At 70.6% G+C, this 25884-nt stretch carries 26 protein-coding genes, 1 tRNA gene and 1 pseudogene; 12 read left to right on the top strand and 16 right to left on the bottom strand.

Annotated elements, in window-relative coordinates; genetic code table 11:
- Positions 1 to 35: 35 nt before the first annotated feature.
- Positions 36 to 977: a LysR family transcriptional regulator gene (locus ACOWU6_RS05155; protein ID WP_271174602.1), complete on the bottom strand. Its 942-nt coding sequence runs from the start codon at positions 975 to 977 to the stop codon at positions 36 to 38.
- 120 nt (positions 978 to 1097) lie between these two features.
- On the opposite strand from ACOWU6_RS05155, the gene ACOWU6_RS05150 reads away from it, so the two are divergent.
- From ACOWU6_RS05150 to ACOWU6_RS05140, 3 genes are read left to right on the top strand one after another with little or no spacing between them, the layout of a single operon-like run.
- Positions 1098 to 2090 (top strand): DUF1852 domain-containing protein, encoded by a 993-nt coding sequence (locus ACOWU6_RS05150; protein WP_271174603.1) that lies wholly within the window; start codon positions 1098 to 1100, stop codon positions 2088 to 2090.
- A gap of 17 nt (positions 2091 to 2107) precedes the next feature.
- Complete coding sequence (locus ACOWU6_RS05145) at positions 2108 to 3148, top strand: methionine synthase (protein ID WP_324013009.1); 1041 nt, start codon at positions 2108 to 2110, stop codon at positions 3146 to 3148.
- A complete protein-coding gene (locus tag ACOWU6_RS05140; protein ID WP_421074945.1) occupies positions 3135 to 3713 on the top strand; it encodes a flavin reductase family protein in 579 nt (192 codons plus the stop codon). The genes ACOWU6_RS05145 and ACOWU6_RS05140 overlap by 14 nt, the downstream gene beginning before the upstream one ends.
- A 21-nt stretch (positions 3714 to 3734) precedes the next feature.
- Here ACOWU6_RS05140 and ACOWU6_RS05135 read toward each other — a convergent pair whose 3' ends face one another.
- From ACOWU6_RS05135 to ACOWU6_RS05115, 5 genes are all read right to left on the bottom strand, one after another.
- Entirely contained in the window at positions 3735 to 4172 is a 438-nt protein-coding gene (locus ACOWU6_RS05135; protein ID WP_282980413.1) for a heat shock protein transcriptional repressor HspR, read from the bottom strand.
- A gap of 45 nt (positions 4173 to 4217) precedes the next feature.
- The gene (locus ACOWU6_RS05130) at positions 4218 to 5198 is read right to left on the bottom strand and encodes a DnaJ C-terminal domain-containing protein (RefSeq protein ID WP_282980379.1); all 981 of its coding nucleotides are present in this window, start codon (positions 5196 to 5198) and stop codon (positions 4218 to 4220) included.
- Positions 5199 to 5275: 77 nt separating this feature from the next.
- Positions 5276 to 5896: a nucleotide exchange factor GrpE gene (locus ACOWU6_RS05125; protein WP_282980380.1), complete on the bottom strand. Its 621-nt coding sequence runs from the start codon at positions 5894 to 5896 to the stop codon at positions 5276 to 5278.
- Complete coding sequence (dnaK, locus tag ACOWU6_RS05120) at positions 5896 to 7755, bottom strand: molecular chaperone DnaK (protein ID WP_271174608.1); 1860 nt, start codon at positions 7753 to 7755, stop codon at positions 5896 to 5898. The genes ACOWU6_RS05125 and dnaK overlap by 1 nt, the downstream gene beginning before the upstream one ends.
- 333 nt (positions 7756 to 8088) lie before the next feature.
- Positions 8089 to 8973: an alpha/beta hydrolase family protein gene (locus ACOWU6_RS05115; RefSeq protein WP_421074944.1), complete on the bottom strand. Its 885-nt coding sequence runs from the start codon at positions 8971 to 8973 to the stop codon at positions 8089 to 8091.
- A 77-nt stretch (positions 8974 to 9050) separates the two neighbouring features.
- Between ACOWU6_RS05115 and ACOWU6_RS05110 the strand changes: the two genes are divergently transcribed.
- Genes ACOWU6_RS05110 through ACOWU6_RS05095 form a run of 4 tightly spaced genes read left to right on the top strand, consistent with a single transcriptional unit; the run spans position 9051 to position 12858 of the window.
- Entirely contained in the window at positions 9051 to 9668 is a 618-nt protein-coding gene (locus tag ACOWU6_RS05110) for a TetR/AcrR family transcriptional regulator (RefSeq protein ID WP_421074943.1), read from the top strand.
- Positions 9669 to 9678: 10 nt separating this feature from the next.
- Complete coding sequence (locus tag ACOWU6_RS05105) at positions 9679 to 11076, top strand: MFS transporter (protein WP_421075067.1); 1398 nt, start codon at positions 9679 to 9681, stop codon at positions 11074 to 11076.
- Between the two features lie 24 nt (positions 11077 to 11100).
- Positions 11101 to 11931, top strand: coding sequence for a Cof-type HAD-IIB family hydrolase (locus ACOWU6_RS05100; protein WP_282980382.1), 831 nt, complete (start codon positions 11101 to 11103; stop codon positions 11929 to 11931).
- A 42-nt stretch (positions 11932 to 11973) separates the two neighbouring features.
- Entirely contained in the window at positions 11974 to 12858 is an 885-nt protein-coding gene (locus ACOWU6_RS05095) for a helix-turn-helix transcriptional regulator (protein WP_421074942.1), read from the top strand.
- 12 nt (positions 12859 to 12870) lie between these two features.
- On the opposite strand, the gene ACOWU6_RS05090 is transcribed toward ACOWU6_RS05095, so the two are convergent.
- Complete coding sequence (locus tag ACOWU6_RS05090) at positions 12871 to 14082, bottom strand: MFS transporter (protein WP_421074941.1); 1212 nt, start codon at positions 14080 to 14082, stop codon at positions 12871 to 12873.
- A gap of 269 nt (positions 14083 to 14351) precedes the next feature.
- Here ACOWU6_RS05090 and ACOWU6_RS05085 point away from each other — a divergent pair, with 269 nt between their 5' ends.
- Positions 14352 to 16670, top strand: a complete 2319-nt coding sequence (locus ACOWU6_RS05085) for an immune inhibitor A domain-containing protein (protein WP_421074940.1) — start codon at positions 14352 to 14354, stop codon at positions 16668 to 16670.
- 101 nt (positions 16671 to 16771) lie between these two features.
- Here the strand turns inward: ACOWU6_RS05085 and ACOWU6_RS05080 are convergent, their stop codons facing one another.
- Positions 16772 to 17338 (bottom strand): MarR family winged helix-turn-helix transcriptional regulator, encoded by a 567-nt coding sequence (locus ACOWU6_RS05080; protein ID WP_421074939.1) that lies wholly within the window; start codon positions 17336 to 17338, stop codon positions 16772 to 16774.
- 88 nt (positions 17339 to 17426) lie between these two features.
- Between ACOWU6_RS05080 and ACOWU6_RS05075 the strand changes: the two genes are divergently transcribed.
- A complete protein-coding gene (locus ACOWU6_RS05075; RefSeq protein ID WP_421074938.1) occupies positions 17427 to 18011 on the top strand; it encodes a hypothetical protein in 585 nt (194 codons plus the stop codon).
- 52 nt (positions 18012 to 18063) lie between these two features.
- The gene (locus ACOWU6_RS05070; protein WP_421074937.1) at positions 18064 to 18432 is read left to right on the top strand and encodes a YchJ family protein; all 369 of its coding nucleotides are present in this window, start codon (positions 18064 to 18066) and stop codon (positions 18430 to 18432) included.
- A gap of 1 nt (position 18433) precedes the next feature.
- Here ACOWU6_RS05070 and ACOWU6_RS05065 read toward each other — a convergent pair whose 3' ends face one another.
- Genes ACOWU6_RS05065 through ACOWU6_RS05055 form a run of 3 tightly spaced genes read right to left on the bottom strand, consistent with a single transcriptional unit; the run spans position 18434 to position 21258 of the window.
- A complete protein-coding gene (locus ACOWU6_RS05065; protein WP_421075066.1) occupies positions 18434 to 19207 on the bottom strand; it encodes a hypothetical protein in 774 nt (257 codons plus the stop codon).
- Positions 19208 to 19244: 37 nt separating this feature from the next.
- Entirely contained in the window at positions 19245 to 19970 is a 726-nt protein-coding gene (locus ACOWU6_RS05060) for a lytic murein transglycosylase (RefSeq protein WP_421074936.1), read from the bottom strand.
- 52 nt (positions 19971 to 20022) lie between these two features.
- Entirely contained in the window at positions 20023 to 21258 is a 1236-nt protein-coding gene (locus ACOWU6_RS05055) for an MFS transporter (protein ID WP_271174618.1), read from the bottom strand.
- A 57-nt stretch (positions 21259 to 21315) separates the two neighbouring features.
- Here ACOWU6_RS05055 and ACOWU6_RS05050 point away from each other — a divergent pair, with 57 nt between their 5' ends.
- On the top strand, positions 21316 to 21855 hold the full coding sequence (locus tag ACOWU6_RS05050; protein ID WP_421074935.1) for an NUDIX domain-containing protein: 540 nt from the start codon (positions 21316 to 21318) through the stop codon (positions 21853 to 21855).
- 1 nt (position 21856) lies between these two features.
- Here ACOWU6_RS05050 and dcd read toward each other — a convergent pair whose 3' ends face one another.
- Complete coding sequence (gene dcd, locus ACOWU6_RS05045) at positions 21857 to 22462, bottom strand: dCTP deaminase (RefSeq protein WP_271174620.1); 606 nt, start codon at positions 22460 to 22462, stop codon at positions 21857 to 21859.
- A 32-nt stretch (positions 22463 to 22494) separates the two neighbouring features.
- Positions 22495 to 23481, bottom strand: coding sequence for a hypothetical protein (locus ACOWU6_RS05040; RefSeq protein WP_421074934.1), 987 nt, complete (start codon positions 23479 to 23481; stop codon positions 22495 to 22497).
- Positions 23482 to 23565: 84 nt separating this feature from the next.
- Here ACOWU6_RS05040 and ACOWU6_RS05035 point away from each other — a divergent pair.
- Positions 23566 to 23639 (top strand) — tRNA-Gly (locus ACOWU6_RS05035).
- A 5-nt stretch (positions 23640 to 23644) separates the two neighbouring features.
- On the opposite strand, the pseudogene ACOWU6_RS05030 reads toward ACOWU6_RS05035, so the two are convergent.
- From ACOWU6_RS05030 to ACOWU6_RS05020, 3 genes and pseudogenes are all read right to left on the bottom strand, one after another.
- Positions 23645 to 24729, bottom strand: a pseudogene (locus ACOWU6_RS05030) (IS481 family transposase).
- Between the two features lie 130 nt (positions 24730 to 24859).
- Positions 24860 to 25648, bottom strand: coding sequence for a hypothetical protein (locus tag ACOWU6_RS05025; protein ID WP_421074933.1), 789 nt, complete (start codon positions 25646 to 25648; stop codon positions 24860 to 24862).
- On the bottom strand, positions 25641 to 25868 hold the full coding sequence (locus tag ACOWU6_RS05020; RefSeq protein ID WP_421074932.1) for a helix-turn-helix domain-containing protein: 228 nt from the start codon (positions 25866 to 25868) through the stop codon (positions 25641 to 25643). The genes ACOWU6_RS05025 and ACOWU6_RS05020 overlap by 8 nt, the downstream gene beginning before the upstream one ends.
- Between the last annotated feature and the right edge of the window lie 16 nt (positions 25869 to 25884).

The raw sequence follows: 25884 nt of genomic DNA, 5'->3' as shown, positions 1-25884 counted from the left end.
AGAATCCTCCCGCACGGAGCCGCCGGAGTCGATGGCTATCCCAGCACCTCCACACCGAACCCGGCGACGACCGCGCGCACCTCGTCGAGGTAGCGCTGCGCCTGCTCCGTCAGCGGGATCGCGGCGTGGTCGATCCACCCGATCTCGATGCGCTCGTCGACGTCGAGCGGGATGGCGACGATCTCCGGATCGAGCTCGTCGCTGATGATGCCGGTCGAGATCGTGTACCCGCCGAGGCCGATCATGAGGTTGAAGATCGTCGCCCGATCGGAGACCCGGATCTCGCGCCTGCTCGACATGGTGGAGAGGATCTCCTCGGCGAAGTAGAAGGAGTTGTCCGCCCCCTGGTCAAAGGTGAGTCGCGGCAGATCCTCGAGGTCGGCGAGGGTCGCGCGCTTCCGGGAGGCGAGCGGGTTGCGCCGCGAGATGAAGATGTGCGGCTCAGCGAGGAACAGCGGATGGAACGCGAGCCCCGAGTCCCGGAGCAGCTTGTCGATCACCTTCCGGTTGAAGTCGTTCCGGTAGAGGATGCCGATCTCGCTGCGGAGCGTGCGGACATCCTCGATGATGTCGCCCGTCCGGGTCTCCCGCAGGGAGAACTCGTACTCGGCCGCCCCGCTCGCCTGGACCATCCGCACGAACGCGTCGACCGCGAACGAGTAGTGCTGCGCCGAGATGCCGAGCAGACGCCGCGACGGGGGCCGGTCGAGGTAGCGCTGCTCGAGGAGCTCCACCTGCTCGACGACCTGCCTCGCATAGCCGAGGAACTCCGCCCCGTCGAGGGTGAGCGTCACGCCGCGTGCCGAGCGCACGAGGAGCGTGCGCCCCACGCGCGCCTCGAGCTCCTTCATCGCCGCCGACATCGTCGGCTGCGCGACGTAGAGCAGGTCAGCGGCACCCGAGATCGAGCCCTCGGCTGCGACCTCGATGAAGTAGCGGAGCTGCTGCAGCGTGAGACCGCTCGTTCCCTGTGCCATAGCCACAGACTATATGGAGGGATAGCGTCGTCTTCTTACCCGATATCGCCCGGATCCCGGCACGATGGAGGCTCCGACGACCGAGGATCGACCCGACCCTCATCACCCCTGGATTGGCCCATGGCGAGCGCATTCGAGTTCAGCATCACGACCACCCCCTTCGACGAGGACTACACGCCGTCGGAGAGCTCCCGGATCACGACCAACTTCGCCAACCTCGCGCGCGGCGAGCGCCGTCAGGAGAACCTCCGCAGCACCCTGACGATGATCGACCGGCGGTTCAACGACCTCGCGCACTGGGACAACCCGACCCGCGACCGCTACACCCTCGAACTCGAGATCGTCTCCGTGCAGCTGCGCACATCGGCGGATGACGAGGCTCAGCCGTTCCCGCTGCTGGAGGTCCTCGACACGCGGATCATCGACCGGCACACGGGCGCCCGCCACCACGGGATCGTCGGCAACAACTTCTCGTCCTACATCCGCGACTACGACTTCAGCGTCGTCCTGCCCGCGGCGAAGGATGGCACGGGCGCGCCCGCGCTCCCCCGCGACTTCGGCGTCCTGCATGGCAGGCTCTTCCAGCACTTCCTCGACTCGGATGTCTACCGGCAGCGCTTCCCGCAGGCGCCCGTCATCTGCATCAGCGTCTCGACGAGCAAGACCTACCACCAGACCGGCAACAGCCACCCCGTCCTCGGCGTCGAGTACCAGCAGGACGAGCACTCTCTGACCGACGAGTACTTCGGCAAGATGGGGCTCCGGGTGCGCTACTTCATGCCGCGCGGAAGCGTCGCGCCGCTCGCGTTCTACTTCCGCGGCGACCTGCTGAACGACTACTCGAACCTGCAGCTCATCAGCACGATCAGCACGATGGAGACGTTCCAGAAGATCTACCGCCCCGAGATCTACAACGCGAACTCGGCCGCCGCCGCCGTCTACCGCCCGAGCCTGGGCGCGCAGGACTTCTCGCGGACGCAGATCTCCTACGACCGCGAGGAGCGCAGCCAGCTCGCCGTCACGCAGGGGAAGTACGCGCAGGAGCACTTCATCGAGCCGAACCGCGAGCTGCTGGAGCAGTGGACCGCCGGCGACCCCGTTCTCGTCGCATGACCCCCGGAGGACCATCCATGACCCCCGCGCTCCTGCCGACCTCGATCGTCGGCAGCCTTCCCAAGCCGTCGTGGCTCGCCGAGCCGGAGACGCTCTGGTCCCCCTGGAAGCTCGAGGGCGCCGCGCTGACCGAGGGCAAGCAGGATGCGATGCGCATCGCCGTCCAGGAGCAGACGCGCCGCGGCATCGACATCATCGGCGACGGTGAGCAGACGCGCCAGCACTTCGTGACGACGTTCATCGAGCACCTCGACGGCGTCGACTTCGCGCAGCGCAGAACCGTGCGCATCCGCGACCGCTACGACGCGAGCGTTCCCACGGTCGTCGGCGCGGTGCACCGCGAGCGCCCCGTCTTCGTCGACGACGCGGCGTTCCTCCGCGCGAGCACGGACCGCCCGATCAAGTGGACGCTGCCGGGTCCGATGACGATGGTCGACACGCTCTACGACGCCCACTACCGCAGCCGCGAGAAGCTGGCGTGGGAGTTCGCGACCATCCTCAACCAGGAGGCCAGGGAGCTCGAGGCCGCGGGCGTCGACATCATCCAGTTCGACGAGCCCGCCTTCAACGTCTTCCTCGACGAGGTCAAGGACTGGGGCGTCGCCGCCCTCGAGCGCGCGTGCGAGGGGCTGCGCGCCGAGACCGCCGTGCACATCTGCTACGGCTACGGGATCAAGGCGAACACCGACTGGAAGGCGACGCTCGGCTCGCAGTGGCGCCACTACGAGGAGTCGTTCCCGCTTCTGCAGCGGTCGGCCGTCGACATCGTCTCGCTCGAGTGCCACCACTCCCGCGTCCCGCTCGAGCTCGTCGAGCTCGTCCGCGGCAAGAAGGTCATGCTCGGCGCGATCGACGTCGCGGATGAGACGGTCGAGACCCCCGAGGAGGTCGCCGACACCCTCCGCCGTGCGCTCGCCTATGTCGACGCGGACAAGCTCGTGCCCAGCACGAACTGCGGCATGGCGCCGTTCCCCCGGGAGGTCGCGCTGCGCAAGCTCAGCGCGCTCAGCGCGGGCGCGGCCATCCTGCGCGAGGAGCTGGCCGATGCGCGCGTCTGAGGCGTCGCCCGCCGACGCACCCGCCGAGACCCCGCGTCACGGCTTCGCGCCGTCGCTGTCGCCCGACGACTTCAAGTCCCTCTTCCGGGGGCACCCCGGGGGCGTCACCGTCATCACGGCGGATGCCGGTGACGGGCCCGTCGCCCTGACGGCGACCTCGGTCGCGTCGGTGAGCGCCGAGCCCCCGCTCCTGGTGTTCTCGATCTCGGCGCTGTCGTCGGCGTCGGACGTCCTCTCGCGCGCCGAGACGGTCGTCGTGCACTTCCTCGACGCGCACGATCTGGAGGTGGCGAAGCTCGGCGCCGCGAGCGGTGTCGACCGCTTCGCCCAGGAGCACTCGTGGACGCGCCTCGCCACGGGCGAGCCCGTGTACGAGGGCGTGCGCGCGTGGGTGCGCTGCGCCGTCATCGACCGGATGGATGCGGGCACGTCGACGGTCGTCGCGGCCCACGCACTGCAGTCGCACATCGAGCGCGACGTCCACCCGGGCGACGCCGGCGACGCGCTGGTCTATCACAACCGCACGTGGCACCGCCTCGGCGAGCACTCGCGCATCGAGCCCTGACGGGCGCGCACGCCTGCGGCGTCAGTCGGTGGGACGCCAGAGCACCACGTCGGTCTGCCGGCGCACGCGGGTGCCCGCGCGCAGCGTCACGACTGCGCCGTTCGCGCTCGTCGCGAACACGCGCGCGCCCGGACGCTGCTCGCGCTCGGCGCGCAGCTCGCGCTCGAGCTCCCGGACACGGCCGCGCAGCTCCTGCACCTCGTTCTCCATGTGCAGGATGCGCTCGATGACGGCGAGGCGCACGCCCTCGGACGACAGCCGCGCGACCTCGCGCAGCTGCTCGATGTCGCGCAGCGAGTAGCGCCGCGATCCGCCGCGCGTGCGCCCGGGGACGACGAGGCCCATGCGGTCGTACTGCCGCAGGGTCTGCGGGTGCATGGCGGCGAGCTCGGCAGCCGCCGCGATGGGGAAGATCGGCGCATCGGGGTCGATGTCGGCCGGGTCGACCGGGATCGGCATGGTGCTCACCTCCTGAAGGTGTCGGGGGCGGATGGCGGCAGCGGGCTACTGCTTCGCCTTCGCCATCATCTCAGCGCGGGGGTTCTCCTTCGGCTCGGCCTCGCGGTAGGCGAGAAGCGCCTCGCGCGCGGCGTCGTCGAGATGCGACGGCACAGCCACCTGCACCTCGGCGAGGAGATCGCCCGTGCCCTTGCTGGACGCGATGCCGCGTCCCTTGACGCGGAGCACGCGGCCGGAGGGCGTGCCGGGGGCGACACGCAGCTTCACGGGGTCGCCACCGAGCGTCGGAACCTCGATGGTCGCGCCGAACACCGCCTCGGTGAACGTGATCGGAACGGTCACGCGGACGTTCAGGCCGTCGCGCGTGAAGACGGGGTGCGATCGGACGGCGACCTCGACGACGATGTCGCCGCTCTCGCCTCCGTCCGGCGAGGGACGCCCGCGCCCGCGCAGGCGGATCTTCTGGCCATCCGCGACGCCCGCGGGGATCTTGACCTTGAACGGCTTGCCGTCCTCGCCCTGGAGCGTGATGGTCTCGCCCTTGGCGGCCGTGGTGAAGTCGATCGTCGTGCGCGCACGCACGTCGGCGCCGCGCTGGGGGCCGCCGAAGCCGCGGTACCCGCCCGTCGACTGCCCGAAGCGGCCGGAGCCGAAGCCTCCGCCCCCGCCGGAGAACATCGAGAAGATGTCGTCGAAGTCGCCCGGGGACGCCGTGCGCTGCTGCGTGAACCGGCTGAAGACGTCGTCGAACCCGCCGCCGGCGCCGCCGGGCGCGGTGAACCGCGCACCCGACCCCATCGCGCGCAGCTCGTCGTACTCCTTGCGCTGCTCGGGGTCGGAGAGCACCGAGTACGCCTCGCTGATCTCCTTGAACCGCGACTCGGCGGCCGCGTCGCCCGGGTTCGAGTCGGGGTGGTACCTGCGCGCGAGCTTGCGGTAGGTCTTCTTCAGATCCGCGTCGCTCACGTTCTTGTCGACGCCGAGGATCTTGTAGAAGTCCTTGTCGAACCAGTCCTGACTGGCCATCTGCACCTTCTTCTTGCGAATGCTCTACGCGTGATCCGGAAAGCGGTCGGCCCCGCCGCAGCGGGGCCGACCGGGAGTCATTCCGCCGGGACGGCGACGACGACCTTGGCGGGGCGCAGCTCGACGTCGCCCAGCAGGTAGCCGACCTCGACGACCTCGAGGATCGTGCTCTCCGTCGTGCCGGGGACCGGCTGCTGGAAGATCGCCTCGTGACGCTGCGGGTCGAACGTCTCGCCGGTCGCGCCGAACGCGACGACGCCCAGGCGCTCGGCGACGCCGCGCACCTTGGCCGCGACGGCCGAGAACGGGCTGCCCTCGGCGAGGTCGCCGTGCTTCTCGGCCCGGTCGAGGTCGTCGAGCACGGGGAGGAGGCCCTTCACGGCCTCGCCCCTGGCGCGGGAGATCTCGATCTCGCGCTGCTCCTCGGTGCGGCGACGGTAGTTCGCGTACTCCGCCTGGAGGCGCTTGAGGTCGTGCAGGAGCTGCGTCTCGTAGTCGCTCTTCTCCGCCTCCGCCGCCTCGTCGGTCTGCTCGGCGCCGAGGATGTCGTCGACCGTCAGGCCGTCGCCCTCCTCCGCGGTCTCAGCCGGCTGCGCCGCGGGGTCGGAAGCGGCGGCTTCCGACCCCTCGGCGTCCGGCTGGACCTCGTCGCCGTCGGGCTGCTCGCCCTGGGGCTCCTCGAAGTCCTTGTCCGTCATCAGCTCTTCTTCTCGTCCTCGTCGTCCACGACCTCGGCGTCGATGACGTCCTCATCCGCCGAGCTCTGCTCGCCGGCCGGGGCGTCCTGCGGCGCCTGCTCCTGCGCGGCCTGAGCCTGCTGGTAGATCGCCTCGCCGAGCTTGGTCTGGCTCTCGTTGAGCTTCTCGAACGCGGCCTTCACGGCGTCGTCGTCCTCGCCCGCGAGCGCGGTCTTGAGCGCGTCGACGTCGGCCTTGACCGAGTCCTTCACGTCGGCGGGGAGCTTGTCGTCGTTCTCCGAGATGAGCTTCTCGATCGAGTACGCGAGCGTCTCGGCCTGGTTGCGGACATCCGCGGCCTCGCGGCGCTTCTTGTCCTCGGCCGCGTGCTCCTCGGCGTCGCGGACCATCCGCTCGATGTCCTCCTTCGAGAGCGACGAGCCGCCCGTGATGGTCATCGACTGCTCCTTGCCCGTGCCCTTGTCCTTGGCGGACACGTGCACGATGCCATTCGCGTCGATGTCGAACGTGACTTCGACCTGCGGCACGCCGCGGGGCGCCGGCGCGATGCCGGTGAGCTCGAAGGTGCCGAGCGGCTTGTTGTCGCGGGTGAACTCGCGCTCGCCCTGGAAGACCTGGATGGCCACCGACGGCTGGTTGTCGTCTGCGGTCGTGAAAGTCTCGCTGCGCTTGGTCGGGATGGCCGTGTTGCGCTCGATGAGCTTGGTCATCACGCCGCCCTTGGTCTCGATGCCGAGGCTCAGCGGGGTGACGTCGATGAGGAGGACGTCCTTGCGCTCGCCCTTCAGCACGCCAGCCTGGATGGCGGCGCCGACGGCGACGACCTCGTCCGGGTTGACGCCCTTGTTGGGCTCCTGGTTCGTCTCGCTCTTCACGAGCTCGCTGACCGCGGGCATGCGGGTCGAGCCGCCGACGAGCACGACGTGCGCGATGTCGGAGACCTTGATGCCCGCCTCGCGGATGACGTCCTGGAACGGCTTCTTCGTGCGCTCGAGGAGGTCCTTCGTGAGGTCCTCGAACTTCGCGCGCGAGATCGTCTCGGACAGCGACACGGGGCCGTTCTCCGTGAGCGACAGGTACGGCAGGTTGACGCTCGTCGACGTCGAGCTCGAGAGCTCCTTCTTCGCCTGCTCGGCGGCCTCCTTGAGGCGCTGCAGGGCGATCTTGTCGTTCGAGACGTCGACGCCCGTGGAGTCCTTGAACTGCTTGATGAGGTAGTCGACGAGGCGCTGGTCCCAGTCGTCGCCGCCGAGGCGGTTGTCACCCGCCGTGGCACGCACCTGGATGGTCGAGAAGTCGTCGTCCTTGCCCACCTCGAGCAGCGAGACGTCGAAGGTTCCGCCGCCGAGGTCGAAGACGAGGATGAGCTCGTCCTCCTTGCCCTTGTCGAGGCCGTACGCGAGGGCGGCGGCCGTGGGCTCGTTGATGATGCGCAGGACGTTGAGGCCCGCGATCTCGCCGGCCTCCTTCGTGGCCTGGCGCTCGGCGTCGTTGAAGTACGCGGGCACGGTGATGACGGCGTCGGTCACCGTGTCGCCCAGGTACTGCTCGGCGTCGCGCTTCAGCTTCTGGAGGATGCGCGCCGAGATCTCCTGCGGCGTGTACGACTTGTCGTCCACCTTGAACGTCCAGTCGGTGCCCATGTGGCGCTTGACCGACGCGAGGGTGCGGTCGACGTTGGTGACGGCCTGGCGCTTCGCGGTCTCGCCGACGAGCACCTCGCCATCCTTGGTGAACGCGACGACCGACGGGGTCGTGCGGAAGCCCTCGGCGTTGGCGATGACCTTCGGCTCGCCGCCCTCGAGGACCGAGACGACCGAGTTGGTCGTCCCGAGGTCGATACCCACAGCACGTGCCATGTTGCTTCTCCTTCTGTCGCTGCCTGAAGTCTGCGCGCGATCTTGAGTCGCGCTGACTCAAGCATACGGCGACGAGCGGTCGAAGTCAAGAAACTTGATACACCCCGACTCAACTTCACCCCGCGCCCTCGAGACTAGCGCCGGTCATCGAGACCGGTGTAGCGGGCGTCCGAGACTAGCGCCGGTCGTCGAGACCGGTGTCGGGAACACAGGTCTCGACGCCGGACACTAGTCTCAGCGGGAGAACGGGCGGCAGAACGGGCGGCGGAACGGGCGGCACGGGCGGCGGGGCCGGGCGGCACGGGCGGCACGGGGCGGCGGGGCCGGCGCCGGTCAGAAGGGGCAGGTGGAGCGGGCGTCGCTCAGGGTGATGCCCACCGCAGGGCCCGGGCACACGAAGGGGCTGTAGCGCGGGTCGTCATCGACGAACAGCTTCAGCCAGGCGATCGACTGCGCCGCGATCGTCGTGTTCGACGTGTTGGGCGCGAAGTGCGACGCCCCGCGCAGCTCCAGATAGGCGCGCGGCAGATCGGCGGGCAGCCCCTCGTACAGCGGGATGGCGTGACGAGCGACGGGAGCGACCGTGTCGCGCTCCGCGCCGAACACCAGCGTCGGGGTCGACACCTCGGGGAACGTCTTGTCCGCGTCCCACGGGGTCATCGCGATCGCGGCCTGGAGCGACGGATCGTCCTTGGCCGCCTCGAAGGCCCCGCCGCCTCCCATCGAGTGCCCCATGACGGCGAGCCGGTTCGGGTCGACGATGTCGCGGACGTCGCTCGAGGAGACGAGGTAGTCCAGCGCGGCGAGGAGCTGGTCGCCCCGCTGGCCCGGCTGGTCATAGCGCCCGAGCGTGTCGATCGTGAAGACGACGAACCCCTGCGAGGCGATCCGCGGCCCGAGCCAGGCGATGCTCGACTGCGAGGCCGTGTACCCCGGCGAGATGGCCACGGCGCCGAACGCGACGCCCTGCTGACCGGAGGGGAAGTAGATCGTGCCGCCGCCGAAGCCGCGCACGACGTAGCCCGGCACGCGCTCCTCCGCGACCGCGAACGGGCCCCGCGCCGCCTCGATCGTCTGCTGCGTCGGAGGCGGCCCGATCTCGACCGCGGGAACGATCGCGGCCGCCGGCCCCGCTGCCGCCAGCGACGCCGCGGCGAGCGCGATCGCGATCGCCGCCGCGCGAACTCTCCTCCTGAATGACGTCGTGCGTCCCCCCATGGCTTCCCTTTCTGGATTGATCTACCAATTGGTAGATCAATCTGCCAGGCGGGTGTCGCGCTGTCTACCCTGGGTCCATGACGGACGACGATGGGCGCCGACGCCGCTTCGAGCACCGCCGCGGAGAGGTGCTGCAGGCAGCGACCGAAGCGGTGCTCGCACACGGACTCTCCGGGCTGTCCCTTCGCCGCCTCAGCGAGCACGTCGGCGTCAGCCACGCCACGCTGCTGCACCACTTCGGGAGCAGAGAGCAGCTGGTCGCCGAGGTCGTCGAGTCGATCCTCGGTGCCGCGCTGGCCGCACCGCAGATCCCCGACGGCCATCCCGATCCGCTCGCCGCCCTCTGGGAGAGGGCGCGGTCTTCGCGGGGCCGAGCCCTGTCGACCGCCTTCCTCGAGATCGCCGTCGCGGCAGCGCACGCGGACGGCGCCCTGCGCGAGGCGGTCGTCCGGTCGGTCGGCGAGCGCGTCGACCTGCTCGCCGCGGGGCTCACACGGGCGGGCTGCCCGCAGGAGGAGGCCGAGCCGCTCGCGACCCTCGTCCTCGCGTCGCTGCGCGGCCTCATGGTCGACCTCATCAGCACAGGCGACGAGCGGCGCGCGGAACGGGCCTTCGACGTCCTCCGCGATGTGGTGGAGACTCGTCTCGAGCGCGGCGCGACGGCGCGCCACCGCGCGTTCACCGAGGAGGCCTAGCGTGACCGACATGCCCGAGCCCGCCCGCCCCTCCGCGCCGCCCGCGGCCGCCGGCACCGCCGCGCTGACCGTGATGGGGCTCGAGCTCCCTCAGCGCGCTCCCGCATCGCGCGGCACCGTCTTCGCCTGGGCGCTCTGGGACTGGGCGACCCAGCCGTTCAACACGGTCATCCTCACGTTCATCTTCACGGCGCTCTACCTGACGACAGACGCCTTCCTTCCGCCCGATGTGCAGGGTCTCGCCGACGAAGACCCGGTCAAGGTCGCGGCTCTCGCCGACCTCGCGTCGGGCCTCGGATGGGGCACCACGGTCGCGGGCCTCCTCATCCTCCTGCTCGCCCCGGTTCTCGGACAGCAGGCGGATGCCGCGGGCCGGCAGAAGCTGTGGCTCGCGATCGGCACGGGGGCGCTCATCGTCTGCATGCTCGGCCTGTGGTTCGTCGAGCCCACCCCCACCCTGTTCTGGCTGGGGGTCGCGCTGATCTCAGCGGGCATGGTGTTCGGCGAGATCGCGGCCGTCAACTCCAACGCCATCCTCGTCGGCATCGCGACGCCGAAGACGATCGGGCGCATCTCGGGCCTCGGCTGGGGGTTCGGGTACCTCGGCGGCATCGTCGCCCTCGCTCTCGTCATCGTCTTCTACCTGGGCGACTGGTTCGGGCTCTCGTCGGAGGGCGGCCTCCCGTTCCGCGTCATCGCGGTCGGCTGCGCCCTGTGGACGATCGCGTTCGCCATCCCGATCTTCGTGAAGGTGCCCGAGCCCTCGCTCGGGCGCCCCGAGCGCCGCGTGGGCTTCGTGCAGTCGTACGCGCTGCTCGTGAAGGATGTCGCCGGCCTCTACCGCTCCCCCGCCACGCGCCCGACCTTCTGGTTCCTCCTCGCGAGCGCGGTCTTCCGCGACGGCCTCGCCGGGGTGTTCACGTTCGGCGCGGTGATCGCGGCGAGCGTCTTCGGCTTCGGCACGCTCGAGCTCATGATCTTCGGCGTTGCCGCGAACGTCATCGCGGGCGTCTCGACGATCATCTCGGGTCGCCTCGACGACCGGTTCGGGCCCAAGCGCATCATCCTCTTCTCGCTCGGCGCGATGACCCTCGCGGGGCTCGCGGTCTTCGCACTCGCCGATGCCGGGCGCACCGTGTTCTGGATCGGCGGGCTCATCCTGTGCGTGTTCGTCGGACCGGCCCAGGCGGCGTCGAGGTCGTTCCTCGCCCGGGTCACGCCCGCGGGCCGCGAGGGCGAGATCTTCGGCCTCTACGCGACGACGGGGCGCGCCGCGAGCTGGATGGCCTCGGCCGCGTGGGCGCTCCTCATCACCGTCACGCACCAGACGACGTTCGGCATCCTCGGCCTCGTGCTCGTCCTCCTGCTCGGATTCCTCCTGCTGCTGCCCGTGAAGGCCGCGCGGTGATCCGGGGCGGGTAGCGTCGGGAGCATGCCCCGCACCGCCCGCCGTCGCATCGTGTTCCTCGACATCGACGGGACGATCCTCGACCACGATGGGACCATCCCGCCCTCGACGCCCGATGCCATCCGCCGCGCTCGCGCCAACGGCCACCTCGTGCTGCTCGCGACGGGGCGGACGCCCTACGAGGTCGACGTGCAGGTGACCGACATCGGGTTCGACGGCATCGTCGCGGGCGCCGGCGCCTTCGTCGAGTACGACGGCGAGTGGATCATCGAGCGCCTCATGCCCGAGGCGTCCTGCCGGAGGCTGCGCGAGGAGTTCGACGCGCTCGGGCTGGACTACGTGCTCCAGGGACGCGAGTACTTCTATGCCACCGCGGGCATGCAGCGGCACCTGCGCCGTCAGCTCGGCGTCTCGGATGGCGAGGGCGTCTCGGATCGCGGGCTCGGCCGGTACCTCGGCGAGATCCCGCCGCTGCGCCACGACCGCACGGCGAAGGCCGTGTTCTCGGGCGACGACCTCGGGGCCTACGACGCCGTGCAGCGTGCCGTGGGCGCCGAGTTCACGGTCATCACGGGCACGATCCCCGGCATGGGCACGGCGAGCGGCGAGGTGTCGATGCCCGCGGTGACGAAGGGCAGCGCGATCCGCGAGCTGGTCGATCGGATCGGGATGGACCTCGCCGACGCGATCGCGATCGGCGACAACAACAACGATCTCGAGATGCTCGAGCTCGCGGGTGTCGGCATCGCGATGGGCAACGGCACGCTGCAGGCGAAGGAGGCGGCCGACGAGGTGACCGCTCCGATCGACGAGGACGGCCTCGCGAAGGCCTTCGCGCGGCACGGTCTCCTCTGACGCAGACGGAATAGGGGCGCGCCGACGGCGGTTCACGCCGGTGTGACGCTGCTGACCCCGCTCCCCGCACTGCGCGACGGCGATGCGCTCGAGCGCCTGCTGTCGTCGCTCGAGTGGGAGGTGCGCAGCACCGACCGGCTCCGCATCGAGCGGGAGATCGCCCTCGGCGCGGGCGATGCCGCGCTCGTGTACGTGCTCGAGGGGGCACTGGCCCTGCCGCCGCGCGCCTACGACTGCGGCGCGCGCGACGGAGCGCCGCCAACCGAGCTCGTAGCGGGCGACACGCTTCTCTCCCTGGGCCGCGAGCCGATGCGGATCCGCGGCGACGGAGCCTTCGTGATCGTCTCGCGGCTGAGCGCATCCGAGTCCGTCCAGCGGCAGCTCGCGATCGTGCCGGATCTCGTGTCGGTCAGCGGGTTCTCGCGCATCGAGCCCGCCGCCGCGGCGCTCGCAGCCCACCTCGGCCTCCCCGCGGTGACGAGCGCGTACGCCGGGGCGGCTCCCGTGATCTGCCGCCTCATGGCGACGACGCTCGCTCTCGCGACGCTGCGCGCGTGGGCCGTCGCCGGCTGCGCACCCGACGGATGGCCCGCGCGCACCGCGGATCCGTTCCTCGCGCGCGTGATCGAGGCCATCCACGCAGAGCCCGGGCGCGACTGGACGGTCGAGCGGATGGCCGCGATCGCGGCCATGTCTCGCTCGGTCTTCGCCGAGCGGTTCCGCTCGGTCGTCGGACGGTCGCCGCTCGGATACCTGACGGAGGTGCGCATGGCGGCCGCGCAGGACCTGCTCGCGGGCGGTGCCGGGGTCTCCGAGATCTCCCGCCGCCTCGGCTACGCGTCGGACGAGGGCTTCAGCCGCGCATTCCGACGCCACACGGGCGTCACGCCGTCGGCGTGGCGTGCGCGAGCGCTCGTCCGCGCGTAGCCGCGACCGGCCCTACCGGCGACCGGCGAGGCCGAACAGCACGGCGCCGAGGGCGACCGCGACGGCTCCCGTGATGTAGGCCGCGTCGACTCCCGCGGCGTCGACGAGCACCCCGCCGATGCCGGCCGCGAGCATGATCGCGAGCTGGAATCCCGCGACGACCAGGCCTCCGCCGGCCTCGAGGCGGTCGGGCAGGCGGCGGCCGATCCAGGCGTTCAGCACGATGAGCCACGCCGAGAACGCGACACCCCACACGACCACGGCGACGCCGACGACCGCGAGCGAGGTCGGCCACAGGATGACCGCGACGATCGGCGCGCCGACGAGCACCGGCACGGCAGCCGAGAGCAGGCCGAGGTGGCGGTCGACGATCACGCCGGTGACGACGTTGCCGACGAGCCCGCCGACGCCGAAGAGGGCGAGGAGGAGCACGATCGCCCCCTCGTCGAGCGGCGTGCGCTGGGGGCCCTCCGTGATCCGCTCGAGTGCGAGCCGGATGTAGGTGTACGCGGTGAAGTGGCCGAGAACCGTGAGCACGTGGCCGGCGAGGCCCAGTGCGATCCCGGGTCGGCGGAGCGTGCTGCCGAGGATGGCGAGGCTCGCTGCGCTCTGCGCCGGCACCTTCGGCAGGAGCACGCGGAGCGCGACGGCGACGGCGGCCGTGACGACGGCGGCGCCCGCGAAGACGGCGCGCCAGTCGGCGAACGTGCTGAGGAGCACGCCGAGCGGAACTCCGAGCACCGTCGCCAGCGACGTCCCGGCGGTCGTGAACATGACCGCGCGCCCGAGCCGCTCCGGGCCGGCGATGCGCGACGCCACCGTGAGCGACATCGACCAGAACCCGCTGAGCGCCGCGCCGAGCAGGACCCGCGACGCGAGCACGATGCCCAGGGACGGCGCGAGCGCGACGAGCAGGTTCGACACGGCGGCCGCGACCGCGAGCCACACGAGCAGGTCCCTGCGGTCGAGGCGCGGCACGAGGAGGCCGATCGTCGGGGCGACGAGGAATCCGACGAGGGCGGTCACGGTGACCGCCTGTCCCCCCTGGCCCGCCGTCACACCGAGGTCGCGCGCGAACTCGGTGAGCACGCCGTTCGGAAGGAACTCCGCGGTCACCAGCACGAAACTCATGACCATCATCGTCACGAGCGCGCCGTAGCGGAGGCGCTCGCGCGGAGGTGAGAGGCGTTCGTCGACGGTCGGAAGCGAGGCGGTGTTCGTCATGCCCTCCAGCGTCGCGGAGCCCGGCGCTCGCTGCCCGACCGCGCGTCCGGGCGATCCGACCGATCGTCCGCATCCGCGTGGATGAGCGGAACGACGCACCGAATGGGCACCTCATGGGCAGAACTCCCCATCGCGGTTCTACAGAATGTCATTTCTGTGAAACACCTGGGTCTCTAGGTTGGGTTCATCCGTCTGCGCACGGCGACGACGCCGTGTCGCAGGCATCCGGGCGCCGACCTCGCGGTCGACGCGTGAAACCTGGAGGAAGAGTGAAGTCACGCACCGCATGCGCACTGGGAGCAGCGATCCTGCTCGCCGGAGCGCTCGCACCGACGGCCGCCACCGCGGCACCGAGCGACACCGACACGGCTCCGCCGCTCGACCCGACCGTCCCCGCACAGCAGGACGACCGCCCCGATCCGCTCGCCGAGAAGCGCACGGCGGAGAAGATGCGGGCGGCTGAGCTGGTCGCGACGGGCCAGGCCGAGGTCACCGAGCGCGGCAAGGGGAAGAACAAGACCCGCGTCGTGGAGATCGCCCCCGATGACTGGGTGGAGTACGGCGTCGAGGAGACGGCCCAGCTGTTCTCGATCCTCGTGGAGTTCGGCGACACCCCCGACGAGCGGTTCCCCGAGGCCCCGGCCGCGGGTCCGCTCCACAACGAGATCCCGGAGCCCGCCGCCGACGACAACTCGACCTACTGGGAGGAGGACTTCTCGCGGGAGCACTTCCTCGAGATGTTCTTCACAGGCCTCGAGGACCAGGGCGGGGAGTCGTTCCGCGGCGTCTACGACGAGATGTCGTCCGGCCGCTTCGACCTGCAGGGCGACGTGTCCGACTGGGTCACCGTGCCCTACGCGGAGGCGTCGTACGGGCAGACCGAGTCGCAGGACGACATGACGCGCTTCATCCAGGACTCCGCGGACGCCTGGTACGCCGACCAGCTCGCACAGGGCAAGACGCACGACGAGATCGTGGCGTACCTCCAGACGTTCGACGTGTGGGACCGGTACGACCTCGACGGCGACGGCATCACGAACGAGCCCGACGGCTACATCGACCACTTCCAGGCGATCCACGCCGGCGAGGGCGAGGAGGCGGGCGCTCCCGAGTGGGCGATCTGGTCGCACCGCTGGGCGGCGAACCAGGCAGGCCTCGGCGTCGACGGACCGGCCGACCACCCGAAGGCGGGCGGCGTCCGCATCGGCGACACGGACATCTGGATCCGCGACTACACGACCGAGCCCGAGAACGGCGGCCTCGGCGTCTTCGCCCATGAGTTCGGGCACGACCTGGGCCTTCCCGACTACTACGACACCGACGGCGGCGACAACGGCACCGCCTTCTGGACGCTGATGAGCTCGGGCTCGTGGCTCGGGCACGGCGACGGCACGATCGGCACGACCCCGAACCACATGGGCGCGACCGAGAAGCTGTTCCTCGGCTGGCTCGACTACGAGACGGTCGAGGCGGGCGAGTCGGCGACCGTCGACCTCGGACCGGCCTTCCACGCGACGACGCGCCCGCAGGCCGTGATCGTCAATCTGCCTCCCGGCGAGCAGTTCGTCGAGACCGGGCCCGCGGCATCCGGCACGAAGTACTTCTTCTCGGGCAGCGGCGCTGGGCTCGACAGCACCGTCACGAGCCCTGCGTTCGAGGTGCCGGCAGGCGCCGCGCTGACCGCACAGGTCGACTACGACATCGAAGCCGACTGGGACTACGCCTACGCCGAGATCTCGACCGACGCAGGGGCCAGCTGGACGCCGCTCGCGACCGACCACTCGACGACCGAGGACCCGAACGGGGCGAACCTCGGCAACGGCATCACGGGCGCGACCGAGGGCTGGACGGCCCTCACCGCCGACCTGGCGGCCTACGCGGGGCAGACCGCGCAGATCCGCTTCCGGTACGTCACCGACGGCGCGGTCAACAACCCCGGCTTCAAGGTCGACGACATCGCCGTGGGCGACGCGCTGTCGACCGACGTCGAGGACGGCGCAGCGGACTGGGAGCGCGCCGGCTTCGTGCTCATCGAGGACGGCGGGTACACCGTGCAGTACGACCACCGCTACATCGCGGAGAACCGCGTGTACGGCGGCTACGACGCGACGCTCGCCGAGGGCCCGTACAACTTCGGCTGGTCGCAGACCAACCCGAACCGGGTCGAGCACTTCCCGTTCCAGGACGGCCTGCTCATCTGGTACGTGAACGGGCTCTACGAGGACAACAACACCTCGGCGCACCCGGGCGGCGGCCAGGCCCTGCCGGTCGACGCGCGTGCGCAGGCGCTGACCTGGACGGACGGGACGATCGCGCGCAACCGCATCCAGACGTTCGACGCGACGTTCGGGCTCGACAAGACCGACAAGCTGTCGCTGCACCGCGAGACCGAGGAGGGCATGAGCACCCTCGAGCTCAAGAAGCAGAAGCCGGTGTCCCTCTTCGACGACTCCGACCCGTACGCCTACTACGACGAGGCCAACCCGCAGAACTCGGTCATCGTCGGCGGCACGGGCACGACCATCCAGGTCGTGGGCGCTGACCGCCGCGAGGGCACGATGACCATCGAGGTCAACGCCGGGTCCTGACGACGGCACGACACCGAGGCCGGGTCGCCCCTCCGGGCGGCCCGGCCTCTCCGTGTCAGCGGGGCGGGAGCGGGATGGCTCGGCTCGGAGCCCGGGCCGGCTCAGCCCTGCGGACGGCGCGGGTCGGGCCACGCGTCGGCGAGGCGCCCCAGGAGATCCGCGAGCTGCGCGCGCTCCTCGGCGGTGAAGCCGGCCAGTGCCTGCTCGACGGCCTCCGTGCGCGCGCCGTGCGTGCGCGCCGCGATCGCGCGGCCCTCGTCGGTGAGCGCGATGAGCGTCCGACGCGCATCGGCAGGATCGGCCTCCCGGCGAGCGTGTCCCGATTCCACGACGGCCTGCACGAGCCGGCTCGCGCGAGGCTGATCGACGCCGAGGCGCTCGCCGATCTGCCCGACCGACAGCGGACCATCCGCCGTGGCGAGGATCTCCAGCAGCCGCAGACGTGCGATCGAGCGCCCGAACGGACCGCGCGGGTGATCGCCGTGCGGACCGCCGTGCCCGTGGTGCGCACCGAGCGGACCGCCGTGCGGCCCGGCGTGGGGGCCTCCGAACGGGCCGCCGTGAAGCGGATGCCCGTGCTCGAACGGCCCCTCCCCGCCGCGGCGCCCGAGCCGCAGCCGCGCGAGGGCGGCGGCGATGCGGGCTGCGGGATCGGTCGGCTCTGCCACCCCTCTAAAGTACATGACACTTGACATGGAGATCCGATGCATGTCATCCTGCATATACATGCACGATGACATTGATTTGGAGACCTCCATGAACACCGACACCACACACCGCACCCCGCAGGACGACGGCCGCCCCCTCGGCTTCTGGCTGAAGGCCGTCGACTCCCTGCTCTCCCAGCAGATCGACGCCGCGCTCGAGAGCGAGGGCATCGACCACCGCGACTGGCGGCTGCTGAACGCACTCGCGGGCACGGCCGACGCGCCGGGTCTGCACGACCGACTCGCCCGCAAGCCCCACCGCGTCACGATGCTCGCCGAGCACGGATGGGTCGAGCTCGTCGACGGCGAATGGACCCTGACCGACGAGGGGCGCACGACGCTCGATCGGCTCGCGCCCCGGGTCGCCGCCGTGCGCGAGCGCGTCGCCGCCGCGGTCTCTCCCGAGGACTTCGCCACGACCCTCGCCTCCCTCGAAGCCATCGCGCGCGAGCTCGGCTGGGAGGAGGGCAAGCCCCTGCCCCGCCGCACGCGTCCCCGCGGCCGACACGGCTTCGGCCCGCACGGCCACGGCTTCGGGCCCCACGGGTTCGGGCCCCACGGCCACGGCCACGGCTTCGGGCCCCACCGCTTCGGCGCGCGCGGCTTCCACCACGGCCACCGCGACGCGTCGTGACGCGGTCTCCCTGCACACGGGCGGTCTCGGCCCCGGACCGTAGGCTCGAGTCATGAGCTTCGCCGAGACCTGCCCGTGCGGGAGCGGGCGGCCGTATCCGTCATGCTGCGGCGCCCTCCACTCCGGCGCGCGCCTCGCGGAGACCCCGGAAGAGCTCATGCGCTCGCGGTACAGCGCCTTCGCGAAGGGCGATGTCGACTATCTCGCGCGCACCTGGCACCCGCGCACGCGCCCCGCCGACCTCGCGCTCGACGACAACACGACGTGGACGCGCCTCGAGATCCTCGAGGCCGCGGGCGACGAGGTCGCGTTCGTCGCGCACTTCACGACGGCGGATGGCCCCGGCCGGCTCGAGGAGCGCTCCCGTTTCGCGCGCCGCGGCGGCCGCTGGGTCTACGTCGACGGCGACGTCGCCGACTGAGTCACGCGCCGCTCCAGCCGCGCACGCGGTGCAGCCGCGCCGTCTTCGGGTAGGAGCCGCCGCGCCCGCCGACCTCGAACAGGTCGACGAGCAGGAACAGGGGGCAGTCGGGGGCCTGCGGGATCCGGCGCACGACCACGCCCTCGCATCCGATGACGGTCTCGCCCGCGCCCCAGATCGCGGTCCACGTGTGCGGTCTCGCGGCGTCGAACGGCAGCGTCACCTCGGCCATGTCGGTGCGCAGCCCCGGGTCGCCGTGGGCCTTGATGCCCGTGCGGGCGACAGTCGATGACCCCACAGCCGGCGCGTCGATCTCGAAGATGCAGATCTCGCCCGCGTCCTCTGCGCGCTCATGCTCCGTCCCGACGAGCCACGCGGCGAGCATCGCGCCCTCATCCGTGCTCGCACTCACGGTGATGTCGACGCGGCCCGAGCGCGGCGCCCACAGCAGGCGCGCGGGTGTCTCGGTTCGAACCGTCAGGCCATCGGGGCGATGCCGATGCGTGCCGCGCGTCGACCCGAGCGGCCCCGAGAAGACCCCGGTCTGCAGATTCGAGACGCGCAGCGGCGCGTCCTCGGGGCGCCAGTCGAGCTGGTCCTCATCGATCCGGAGGCGCAGGCCATCCGCGGCGACGTCGAACCGCGCCGCGGAGCGGTCGGGGGTCGTCCAGTGCGGCAGGTAGTGCGCGACCCAGAGGGCGGGATCGGGGCCGTCGGCGAAGTCGTCCTCGACGTCGGGGCGACGCGACGGAGGAGGCGGCAGGGAGTCGCGCATCACGGCGCGACCTTAGCGCGAGCGGGCGACATCGGGCTCATCCGCCTTCGGCATATCGCGTCGCGGTCTCCGCGACCTGCCGCTGGTAGTCGTCGGTGTCGTTGTACGAGCGGATGGCGCCGATCCAGGCCTCGGGCGAATCGAGCGTCCCGTGCGCCTGACAGAGGTAGCGCGCGGCCGTCGCCGCGGCGTCGTCGATGTCGTGCGGGTCCGTGCGGCCGTCGCCGTCGGCGTCGACGGCCCAGATGGCCCAGGTCTCCGGGATGAACTGCAGGGGCCCGACCGCGCGATCCCAGACCGCGTCCCCATCGAGAGCGCCGCCGTCGGTGTCGGGGATGGCCATGGTGCGGTTCGTGCCGTCGAGCGGGATGCCGATGATCGCCGGACGGGCGACGCCGTCGCCGTCCACGGCTCCGCCCTCGAGCGCCCCGTGCCGGCTCTCGACCCATCCGATGCCGGCGAGCGTGTTCCATCCGACCGCGCAGCCGTAGGTCGCCCGCGCGCCGAGGTCGGCCGCCCCGTATGCCGCGAGCGCGCGCTCGGGGATCCCCTGCGCCGCGGCCGTCGCCGCGAGCCACTCGGCGTCGACCGCGACGCCGTCCGACGACGGCGTCGCGAGCGCGACGGCCGAGGTGGGTGCCGGCCGAGCGGGCTCCGCCGGCCGCATGGCCAGGGCGATCAGCCCGACGAGCACGCCCGCACCCACGACGCCGCTCACGACGACCGCGGCGGCCCGCGTCGTGCTCCTCCGGCGCCTGCTCACGCCCTCAGCGTGCCGCAGTCTCCTGACGGTCCGCCCGGCGCCCGCCGTGCGATCACGCCGGCGCGCGCTTCGCGGCGGCGATGTGGCCGAGCTGCCGCCAGACGAGCAGCAGCGTGATGCCGGCGCCGCCGAACGCGAACCACCACGGGGCGGTGAGGCCCCACAGCTGCGCGATCACGCCGCCGAGTGCCTGACCCACGACCATCCCGCCGAACACGCACACCATGTTCAGCGAGCTCGCGCGCCCCTGGAGCTCGTTCGGCACCACCCGCTGGCGCACCGTCGTCGAGATCGTGCCCCACACGAACGCGTACGCGCCGAACACTCCCATGATGACGAGCGCGAGCCATCCCTCGGTCGTGAGCGCGAAGGCGAGGTGCATGACCACCTCGAGCGACAGGCACACGCGCATGAGCGTGGCGAACGAGACATGCCGCTCGAGCCATCCGAACGCCATCGTCGAGAGCAGACCGCCCGCGGCGGATGCCGTCGTGAGCATCCCGTAGCCGACGGCGCCCATGTGCAGGTGCTCGGTCGCGTAGAGGACGAGCACCCCCCACGGCGCCGCCCATGTGATGTTGAAGACGAGGATGACGATCGCGAGCGTGCGCATGGGCGGATTGCGCCACGTCCAGCGCAGGCCCTCCGCGATGTCGCGGCGGACGGGCGGATGGCCGCCCTCGCGCGGCGGGAGCGGCGGGAGGGCGATGCGCGAGACGAGGAGGATCGCGAGCAGGACGCAGACGATCTGCGCGGCGAACGGCCAGGCGGAGCCGGCGGCGAAGAGGAAGGCGCCGAGGGGCGGCCCCGCGAACTGGTTCGCGACGAGGTAGCCGCCCTGCATGCGCGCGTTGCCGATGCCGAGGTCGTCGTGGTCGACGAGCATCGGCAGCAGCGTGCTGCTCGCGGAGTCGGCGAACACCTCGGCGACCCCGTAGGCGAACATCGTGACGAGCACGATCCCGATGTTCACCGCGCCGGTGACGATGAACACGCAGAGCATCGCCACGACCAGCGCGCGGAGCGCGTTCGCGATCATGACGAGCGTGCGGCGGTCGAACCGGTCGGCGATCGCGCCGGCGTGCAGTCCGAAGAGCAGCCACGGCAGGTACTGCAGCAGTGCCGCCGAGGCCACGAGGAACGGGGAGTCGGTCAGCGACGCGACGAGCAGCGGCCCTGCCGCGAGCGCGATGCCGTCGCCGATGTTGCTCGTCCACGACGACGCGAGGAGCCATCGGAAGTCGCGCCCCATCCGCCGCGGCGCGACGATCTCACCCAGTGATGCCACGAGAGTCGATCCTGGCACCGATCGGCGACATGCGGGGCGCCTTCCTACGATGGGGCCATGGCCTGGCAGACGAAGCGCACGCGCACCGTGTACGAGAACCCGTGGATCCGCGTGCGGGAGGACGACGTCGCCCGGCCGGACGGCGGGGAGGGCATCTACGGCGTCGTCGAGCTGCGGCATCCGGCGGTCTTCGTCGTCGCGCTCGACGAGGAGGGCCGCGTGCTGCTCGTCGAGGTCGACCGCTACACGGTCGGACGGTCGTGGGAGGTCGTCGCGGGCGGCAGCGATGGCGAGCCGGCCGAGCAGGCCGCGCGCCGCGAGCTGCTCGAGGAGAGCGGGCTCGAGGCGGCCGAGTGGATCGAGGTGGGGCGGATGAACGCGCTCAACGGCATCTGCGTCGCCCCCGAGACGGTGTTCCTCGCCCGCGGGCTCACGTCCGCTCACGACGCGGCCGCGCATCAGGCCGAGGAGGGCATCACCGCCTCGCGGTGGGTGCCGCTCGACGAGGCGCTGCGGATGTCCGTGTCCGGGGAGATCTCAGACGGCGAGTCGATCGCGGCGCTCGCGATGGCCGCGGTGCATCTGAAGCGGCTGTAGGTCAGGCCCCGCTCGCGCCCGCGTCGCTCACCGACACGTCCGTGCGGTGGAAGTTCTGGAACGAGCGGGAGGCGGTCGGCCCGCGCTGCCCCTGGTAGCGGTTGCCGTAGGGGCCCGAGCCGTAGGCGTTCTCGGCCGCCGAGGTCAGCTGGAAGAAGCAGAGCTGGCCGATCTTCATGCCCGGCCAGAGCTTGATCGGCAGCGTCGCGACATTGGCGAGCTCGAGCGTGACATGGCCGGTGAAGCCCGGGTCGATGAAGCCCGCCGTCGAGTGGGTGATGAGGCCGAGGCGACCGAGCGACGACTTGCCCTCGAGACGGGCCGCGATGTCATCCGGGAGCGTGACCTGCTCGAACGTCGCGCCGAGCGCGAACTCGCCGGGGTGCAGGATGAACGGCTCGTCGGGCTTGACCTCGATGAGGCGGGTGAGCTCGGGCTGGTCCTCGGCGGGGTCGATGAAGGGGTACTTGTGGTTGTCGAAGAGACGGAAGTACCGGTCGAGGCGCACGTCGACGCTCGAGGGCTGCACCATCGCGAGATCGAGCGGGTCGAGCCTGATGCGGTCGGCGTCGAGCTGGGCCTTGATGTCGCGATCCGAGAGCAGCACGGTGCCAGCGTAGTCGGCCGCGGCCATCCGCCTCAGTGCGCGTAGCGCGAGACGCTGTCGATGCGGAACGTGACGCCATCCGGGACTGCCCCATACAGCGTGACGTCGGCCGCACCCGTCTCGCCCGGCGCGATGTCGGCGGACCAGGCGATCGACGTGGCCGCCTCCGACCCGTCGGGGTTCAGGGCCGTGATGTCGATCGCGTACTCCATCGGCACGTCGGCGGAGTTCCGGACGCTCACGGGCAGGACGGGCTCGTCGCCGTCGAGCCTCAGCTCGCCGAGGGTCACGTCCTGCGCGAGGTCGTAGAGCCCGACGACCTCGAGCTCGACGACGTCGAACCGCGCGGAGTCGATGCCGGCGAGGTCGTAGTACGACTCGAAGCTCTCAGGATCGGGCACGGCGAGCGAGACGAGGAGCACGTCGCCCGTCTCGACCGGGCGCCCCTCGGGGTCGACGATGACCGTCTGGTTGTCGCCGACGTACTCGTACGCGGTCGCGGGCTGCCGTGCGCTCAGCGTGACGAGGTGCGCGGCGGCGTCGGCGGGCACGTCAGCCTCGGGTGTGTCCGGGGCGAGGATCTCCGCGTACGCGACGAACCCCTCGCCCACGTGCGCTTCGGGGGCATCCAGGATGGCCGCGAGCCGGGCCGCGTCGACGGGAGGGAACTCGGATGGCTGCGGCGCGGGCGGGGCGGATGGCTCGGCATCGGCATCCTCGGACGGCACGACGGGCTCGGGCTCGGGCTCGTCCGGCGCGCCGCTGATCCACGTCTCGACGGTCTCCACGACGACCGGCCACAGCCCGAAGAGCCGTGTCTCGAACGCCGCCACCACGATCACGACGAGGATCGGGAGGACGAGCCACCCGCGTCCGCGCCGTCGGGGTCGGGAGGCCTGCGGGGTCGGCGCGCGCCGCCCGCGACGGCGCATCTCGTCGAGAGGCGGGATGACGTAGGGCCCCTGATGCCCCTCGGGCACCGAGGTGAAGGTCTCGGTGTACCGGTCGTCGCGTCCCATGAAGCCGACGCTACTTGCTGTCGGGGGATCCCGGGGCGCCCGCAGCCCCTGTTATGCTGGCGGAGTCGCGTGCTCCACGCGCGCGGGGCTGTAGTTCAATGGCAGAACTTCTGCTTCCCAAGCAGACAGCGCGGGTTCGATTCCCGTCAGCCCCTCCACGCGGTTATCCCCGGGTCACGTCGGCTTTCCGTTCGCGGTCAACGAGCGTGAAAGAGCACCTATCGGCTGATTCGTGCCGTCCGCGCCACTCGGTGTACTGCCCAGCTAGGTTGTTTGAGATCCGGCTGATGGGCGGGAGCTTCCCGATCGCGATGTGGCGCCTGTGGTGATTGTAGAAGTGCAGCCAGGCTCGCAGGGCTGCGCGGCGGGCTGATTCGCTGTTGTAGTGCTTCACATAGGCCCAGCCGTCGGCCATAGTGCGATGCAATCGCTCGATCTTCCCGTTCGTCTGCGGCCAGTAAGGACGCGTGCGCTTGGGTGTGATGCCGAGCTCGGCGCAGACGCGTCGCCAGGCGTGGGAGCGGTAGGCGGGGCCGCTGTCGGAGAGGACCCGTTCGACGCGGACGCCGCGGTCGGCGAACCAGGACACGGCCCGTTACAGGACGCCGATCGCGATCTCGGCGCGTTCGTCGTCGTGGATCTCGGCGTAAGCGACGCGGGAGTGGTCGTCGATGACGGTGTGGACGTACGCGGTGCCGGTGACCATGTCCGGGCGATGCCTCGCTTTCCGGTGCGTTTGGCCGTGACTGCTCGGTTGCGGTCGCCCTGGAACCGTCCGACGTAGCGCCAGCCGCCGCCGTCGGGGATGTTGCCCGAGCTTCTTCACGTCGACATGGATCAGAGCTCCTGGAGTCTCGTGTTCGTAGCGACGCGCGGGCTCACCGGTCTTCACGTCGATGCGGGAGAGCCGATTCAGCCGCCAGCGCTTCAGCACCGCATGAACGGTTGACGACGCCATCTCCAGCCCTCCCGCGAGCTCGACCGGGCCGAGGCGCTTGCGGATCCGCAAGCGCACAATCTTCTTCACCAGATGCTGCGCGGTCCGGTTCGGATGCGTGTGCGGCCGGGAGGAGCAGTCGACCATGCCCTCGTCGCCGAGCTCAAGGCAGCGCAGAGCCCACTTCTTCGCCGTGGCCAGGACACCCGGAAGTAGTCCGCCGCTGCGGCGATCGTCCACCCCTCGTCGACGACCTTCTGGGCAAGGCGCAGCCTTTGGCGCGGGGGGAGCGCCGGGTTAGCGTGAGACACGAGAACTTCCCTGGTTCAGAGCGGACGCGGTAGCAGCTCCACTCTGCCGGGAGGTCTCGCCACATCAGGGAAGCCAGATCAAGGGCCCCGTCTTGCACCCGAGCGTCGCGAGATTGTCGCGCTGTATACCCTAGGCGCGATCGGTTGGGAAGTCCCGAAGCGCGTTCCGCATAGCGTCCGAAGTCGCAATCGCGGACATGAGGGCGCTTGTCTCTGCCCGGACTTCGTCCTGTACGTCCGCGTTGCTCAACAACGAGGACAGGTCTAGACCGAGTAGCGCTTTCGTGTAGTCGGCTGCATCGTGTGCGACGAGGAAGAGCCACCCCGCCCGCTTGAGCCGAGCGATCGCCTCAGCCCGCGGAGAGATCCCGCTGAAGACCAAATAAATGGGCACGAGGTTCTCCGCGATCAATCCTTCCGCCATCGCAACGTCCTTACGAAGACGAGCACTGTCGTTCGGGTTGAAGTTGTAACGTATCTCGATACCGAGCCCTCGGCGGTCCGCTGGCACGGTCGCCCCCGTGGCCAACTCGGTCGATGCGATAGCGAGCTCCCGATCCTCCGCACTCAGCAGACCGAAGGGGATGCAGACGTCAAGATTCAGACCAGCGATCTTCGCGGCCACATCGCTTGGAGTCAGGCCAAAGCGTGCCGCAGCAACGAACTTCGGAAGGTTGTCGTACAGCTCGCCGAGGCGCCGACCAATGCTGATACTCATCCGCCCCATGAGTCGTATGAGCACATACCCATTGGACGCGAGCCCGAACTGCGAGTAGACAGGATCCGACTCGAGACTATTCAACTCACGCAGCGCGCTCGCGGCGCTGAAGTCAGCGTCAACCTTGTCCCGCCAACCTTGCAGCGCGCGCCGGAGCAGTTGCAGGAATCGCGCTTGCGTCGTCGCTGATGACTCAGCCATCCTGTCCACCCGAGCAGAGCAGGCGATCAGTGTCGGCCTGAAGCGCGGCCGCAATCTTTTCGACCGCGGCAAGCGTGGCGTTTGCTGTGCCACGCTCGATCTGACCGATGTACGTCCGGTGAAGTCCAGCGTGCTCGGCCAGGCGCTCCTGGCTGAACCCGCGGTCCGCCCTGAGAGCAGCAACCCGGGCCGCGAGTCGCTTGTTGAGTGCTTCTGTCACTCCCCCACGGTGCTAG

The sequence above is a fragment of the Microbacterium sp. SA156 genome (assembly GCF_049065455.1).
Classification (GTDB): Bacteria; Actinomycetota; Actinomycetes; order Actinomycetales; family Microbacteriaceae; genus Microbacterium; species Microbacterium barkeri.
This window is presented reverse-complemented; position numbering and strand designations above follow the sequence as displayed.

Bases quoted from the DNA above. Each gene is read 5' to 3' on its own strand.
- ACOWU6_RS05155 (WP_271174602.1), bottom strand. From the start codon at position 977: ATGGCACAGGGAACGAGCGGTCTCACGCTGCAGCAGCTCCGCTACTTC.
- ACOWU6_RS05150 (WP_271174603.1), top strand. From the start codon at position 1,098: ATGGCGAGCGCATTCGAGTTCAGCATCACGACCACCCCCTTCGACGAG.
- ACOWU6_RS05145 (WP_324013009.1), top strand. From the start codon at position 2,108: ATGACCCCCGCGCTCCTGCCGACCTCGATCGTCGGCAGCCTTCCCAAG.
- ACOWU6_RS05140 (WP_421074945.1), top strand. From the start codon at position 3,135: ATGCGCGCGTCTGAGGCGTCGCCCGCCGACGCACCCGCCGAGACCCCG.
- ACOWU6_RS05135 (WP_282980413.1), bottom strand. From the start codon at position 4,172: ATGCCGATCCCGGTCGACCCGGCCGACATCGACCCCGATGCGCCGATC.
- ACOWU6_RS05130 (WP_282980379.1), bottom strand. From the start codon at position 5,198: ATGGCCAGTCAGGACTGGTTCGACAAGGACTTCTACAAGATCCTCGGC.
- ACOWU6_RS05125 (WP_282980380.1), bottom strand. From the start codon at position 5,896: ATGACGGACAAGGACTTCGAGGAGCCCCAGGGCGAGCAGCCCGACGGC.
- dnaK (WP_271174608.1), bottom strand. From the start codon at position 7,755: ATGGCACGTGCTGTGGGTATCGACCTCGGGACGACCAACTCGGTCGTC.
- ACOWU6_RS05115 (WP_421074944.1), bottom strand. From the start codon at position 8,973: ATGGGGGGACGCACGACGTCATTCAGGAGGAGAGTTCGCGCGGCGGCG.
- ACOWU6_RS05110 (WP_421074943.1), top strand. From the start codon at position 9,051: ATGACGGACGACGATGGGCGCCGACGCCGCTTCGAGCACCGCCGCGGA.
- ACOWU6_RS05105 (WP_421075067.1), top strand. From the start codon at position 9,679: ATGCCCGAGCCCGCCCGCCCCTCCGCGCCGCCCGCGGCCGCCGGCACC.
- ACOWU6_RS05100 (WP_282980382.1), top strand. From the start codon at position 11,101: ATGCCCCGCACCGCCCGCCGTCGCATCGTGTTCCTCGACATCGACGGG.
- ACOWU6_RS05090 (WP_421074941.1), bottom strand. From the start codon at position 14,082: ATGACGAACACCGCCTCGCTTCCGACCGTCGACGAACGCCTCTCACCT.
- ACOWU6_RS05075 (WP_421074938.1), top strand. From the start codon at position 17,427: ATGAACACCGACACCACACACCGCACCCCGCAGGACGACGGCCGCCCC.
- ACOWU6_RS05070 (WP_421074937.1), top strand. From the start codon at position 18,064: ATGAGCTTCGCCGAGACCTGCCCGTGCGGGAGCGGGCGGCCGTATCCG.
- ACOWU6_RS05065 (WP_421075066.1), bottom strand. From the start codon at position 19,207: ATGCGCGACTCCCTGCCGCCTCCTCCGTCGCGTCGCCCCGACGTCGAG.
- ACOWU6_RS05050 (WP_421074935.1), top strand. From the start codon at position 21,316: ATGGCCTGGCAGACGAAGCGCACGCGCACCGTGTACGAGAACCCGTGG.
- ACOWU6_RS05040 (WP_421074934.1), bottom strand. From the start codon at position 23,481: ATGGGACGCGACGACCGGTACACCGAGACCTTCACCTCGGTGCCCGAG.
- ACOWU6_RS05025 (WP_421074933.1), bottom strand. From the start codon at position 25,648: ATGGCTGAGTCATCAGCGACGACGCAAGCGCGATTCCTGCAACTGCTC.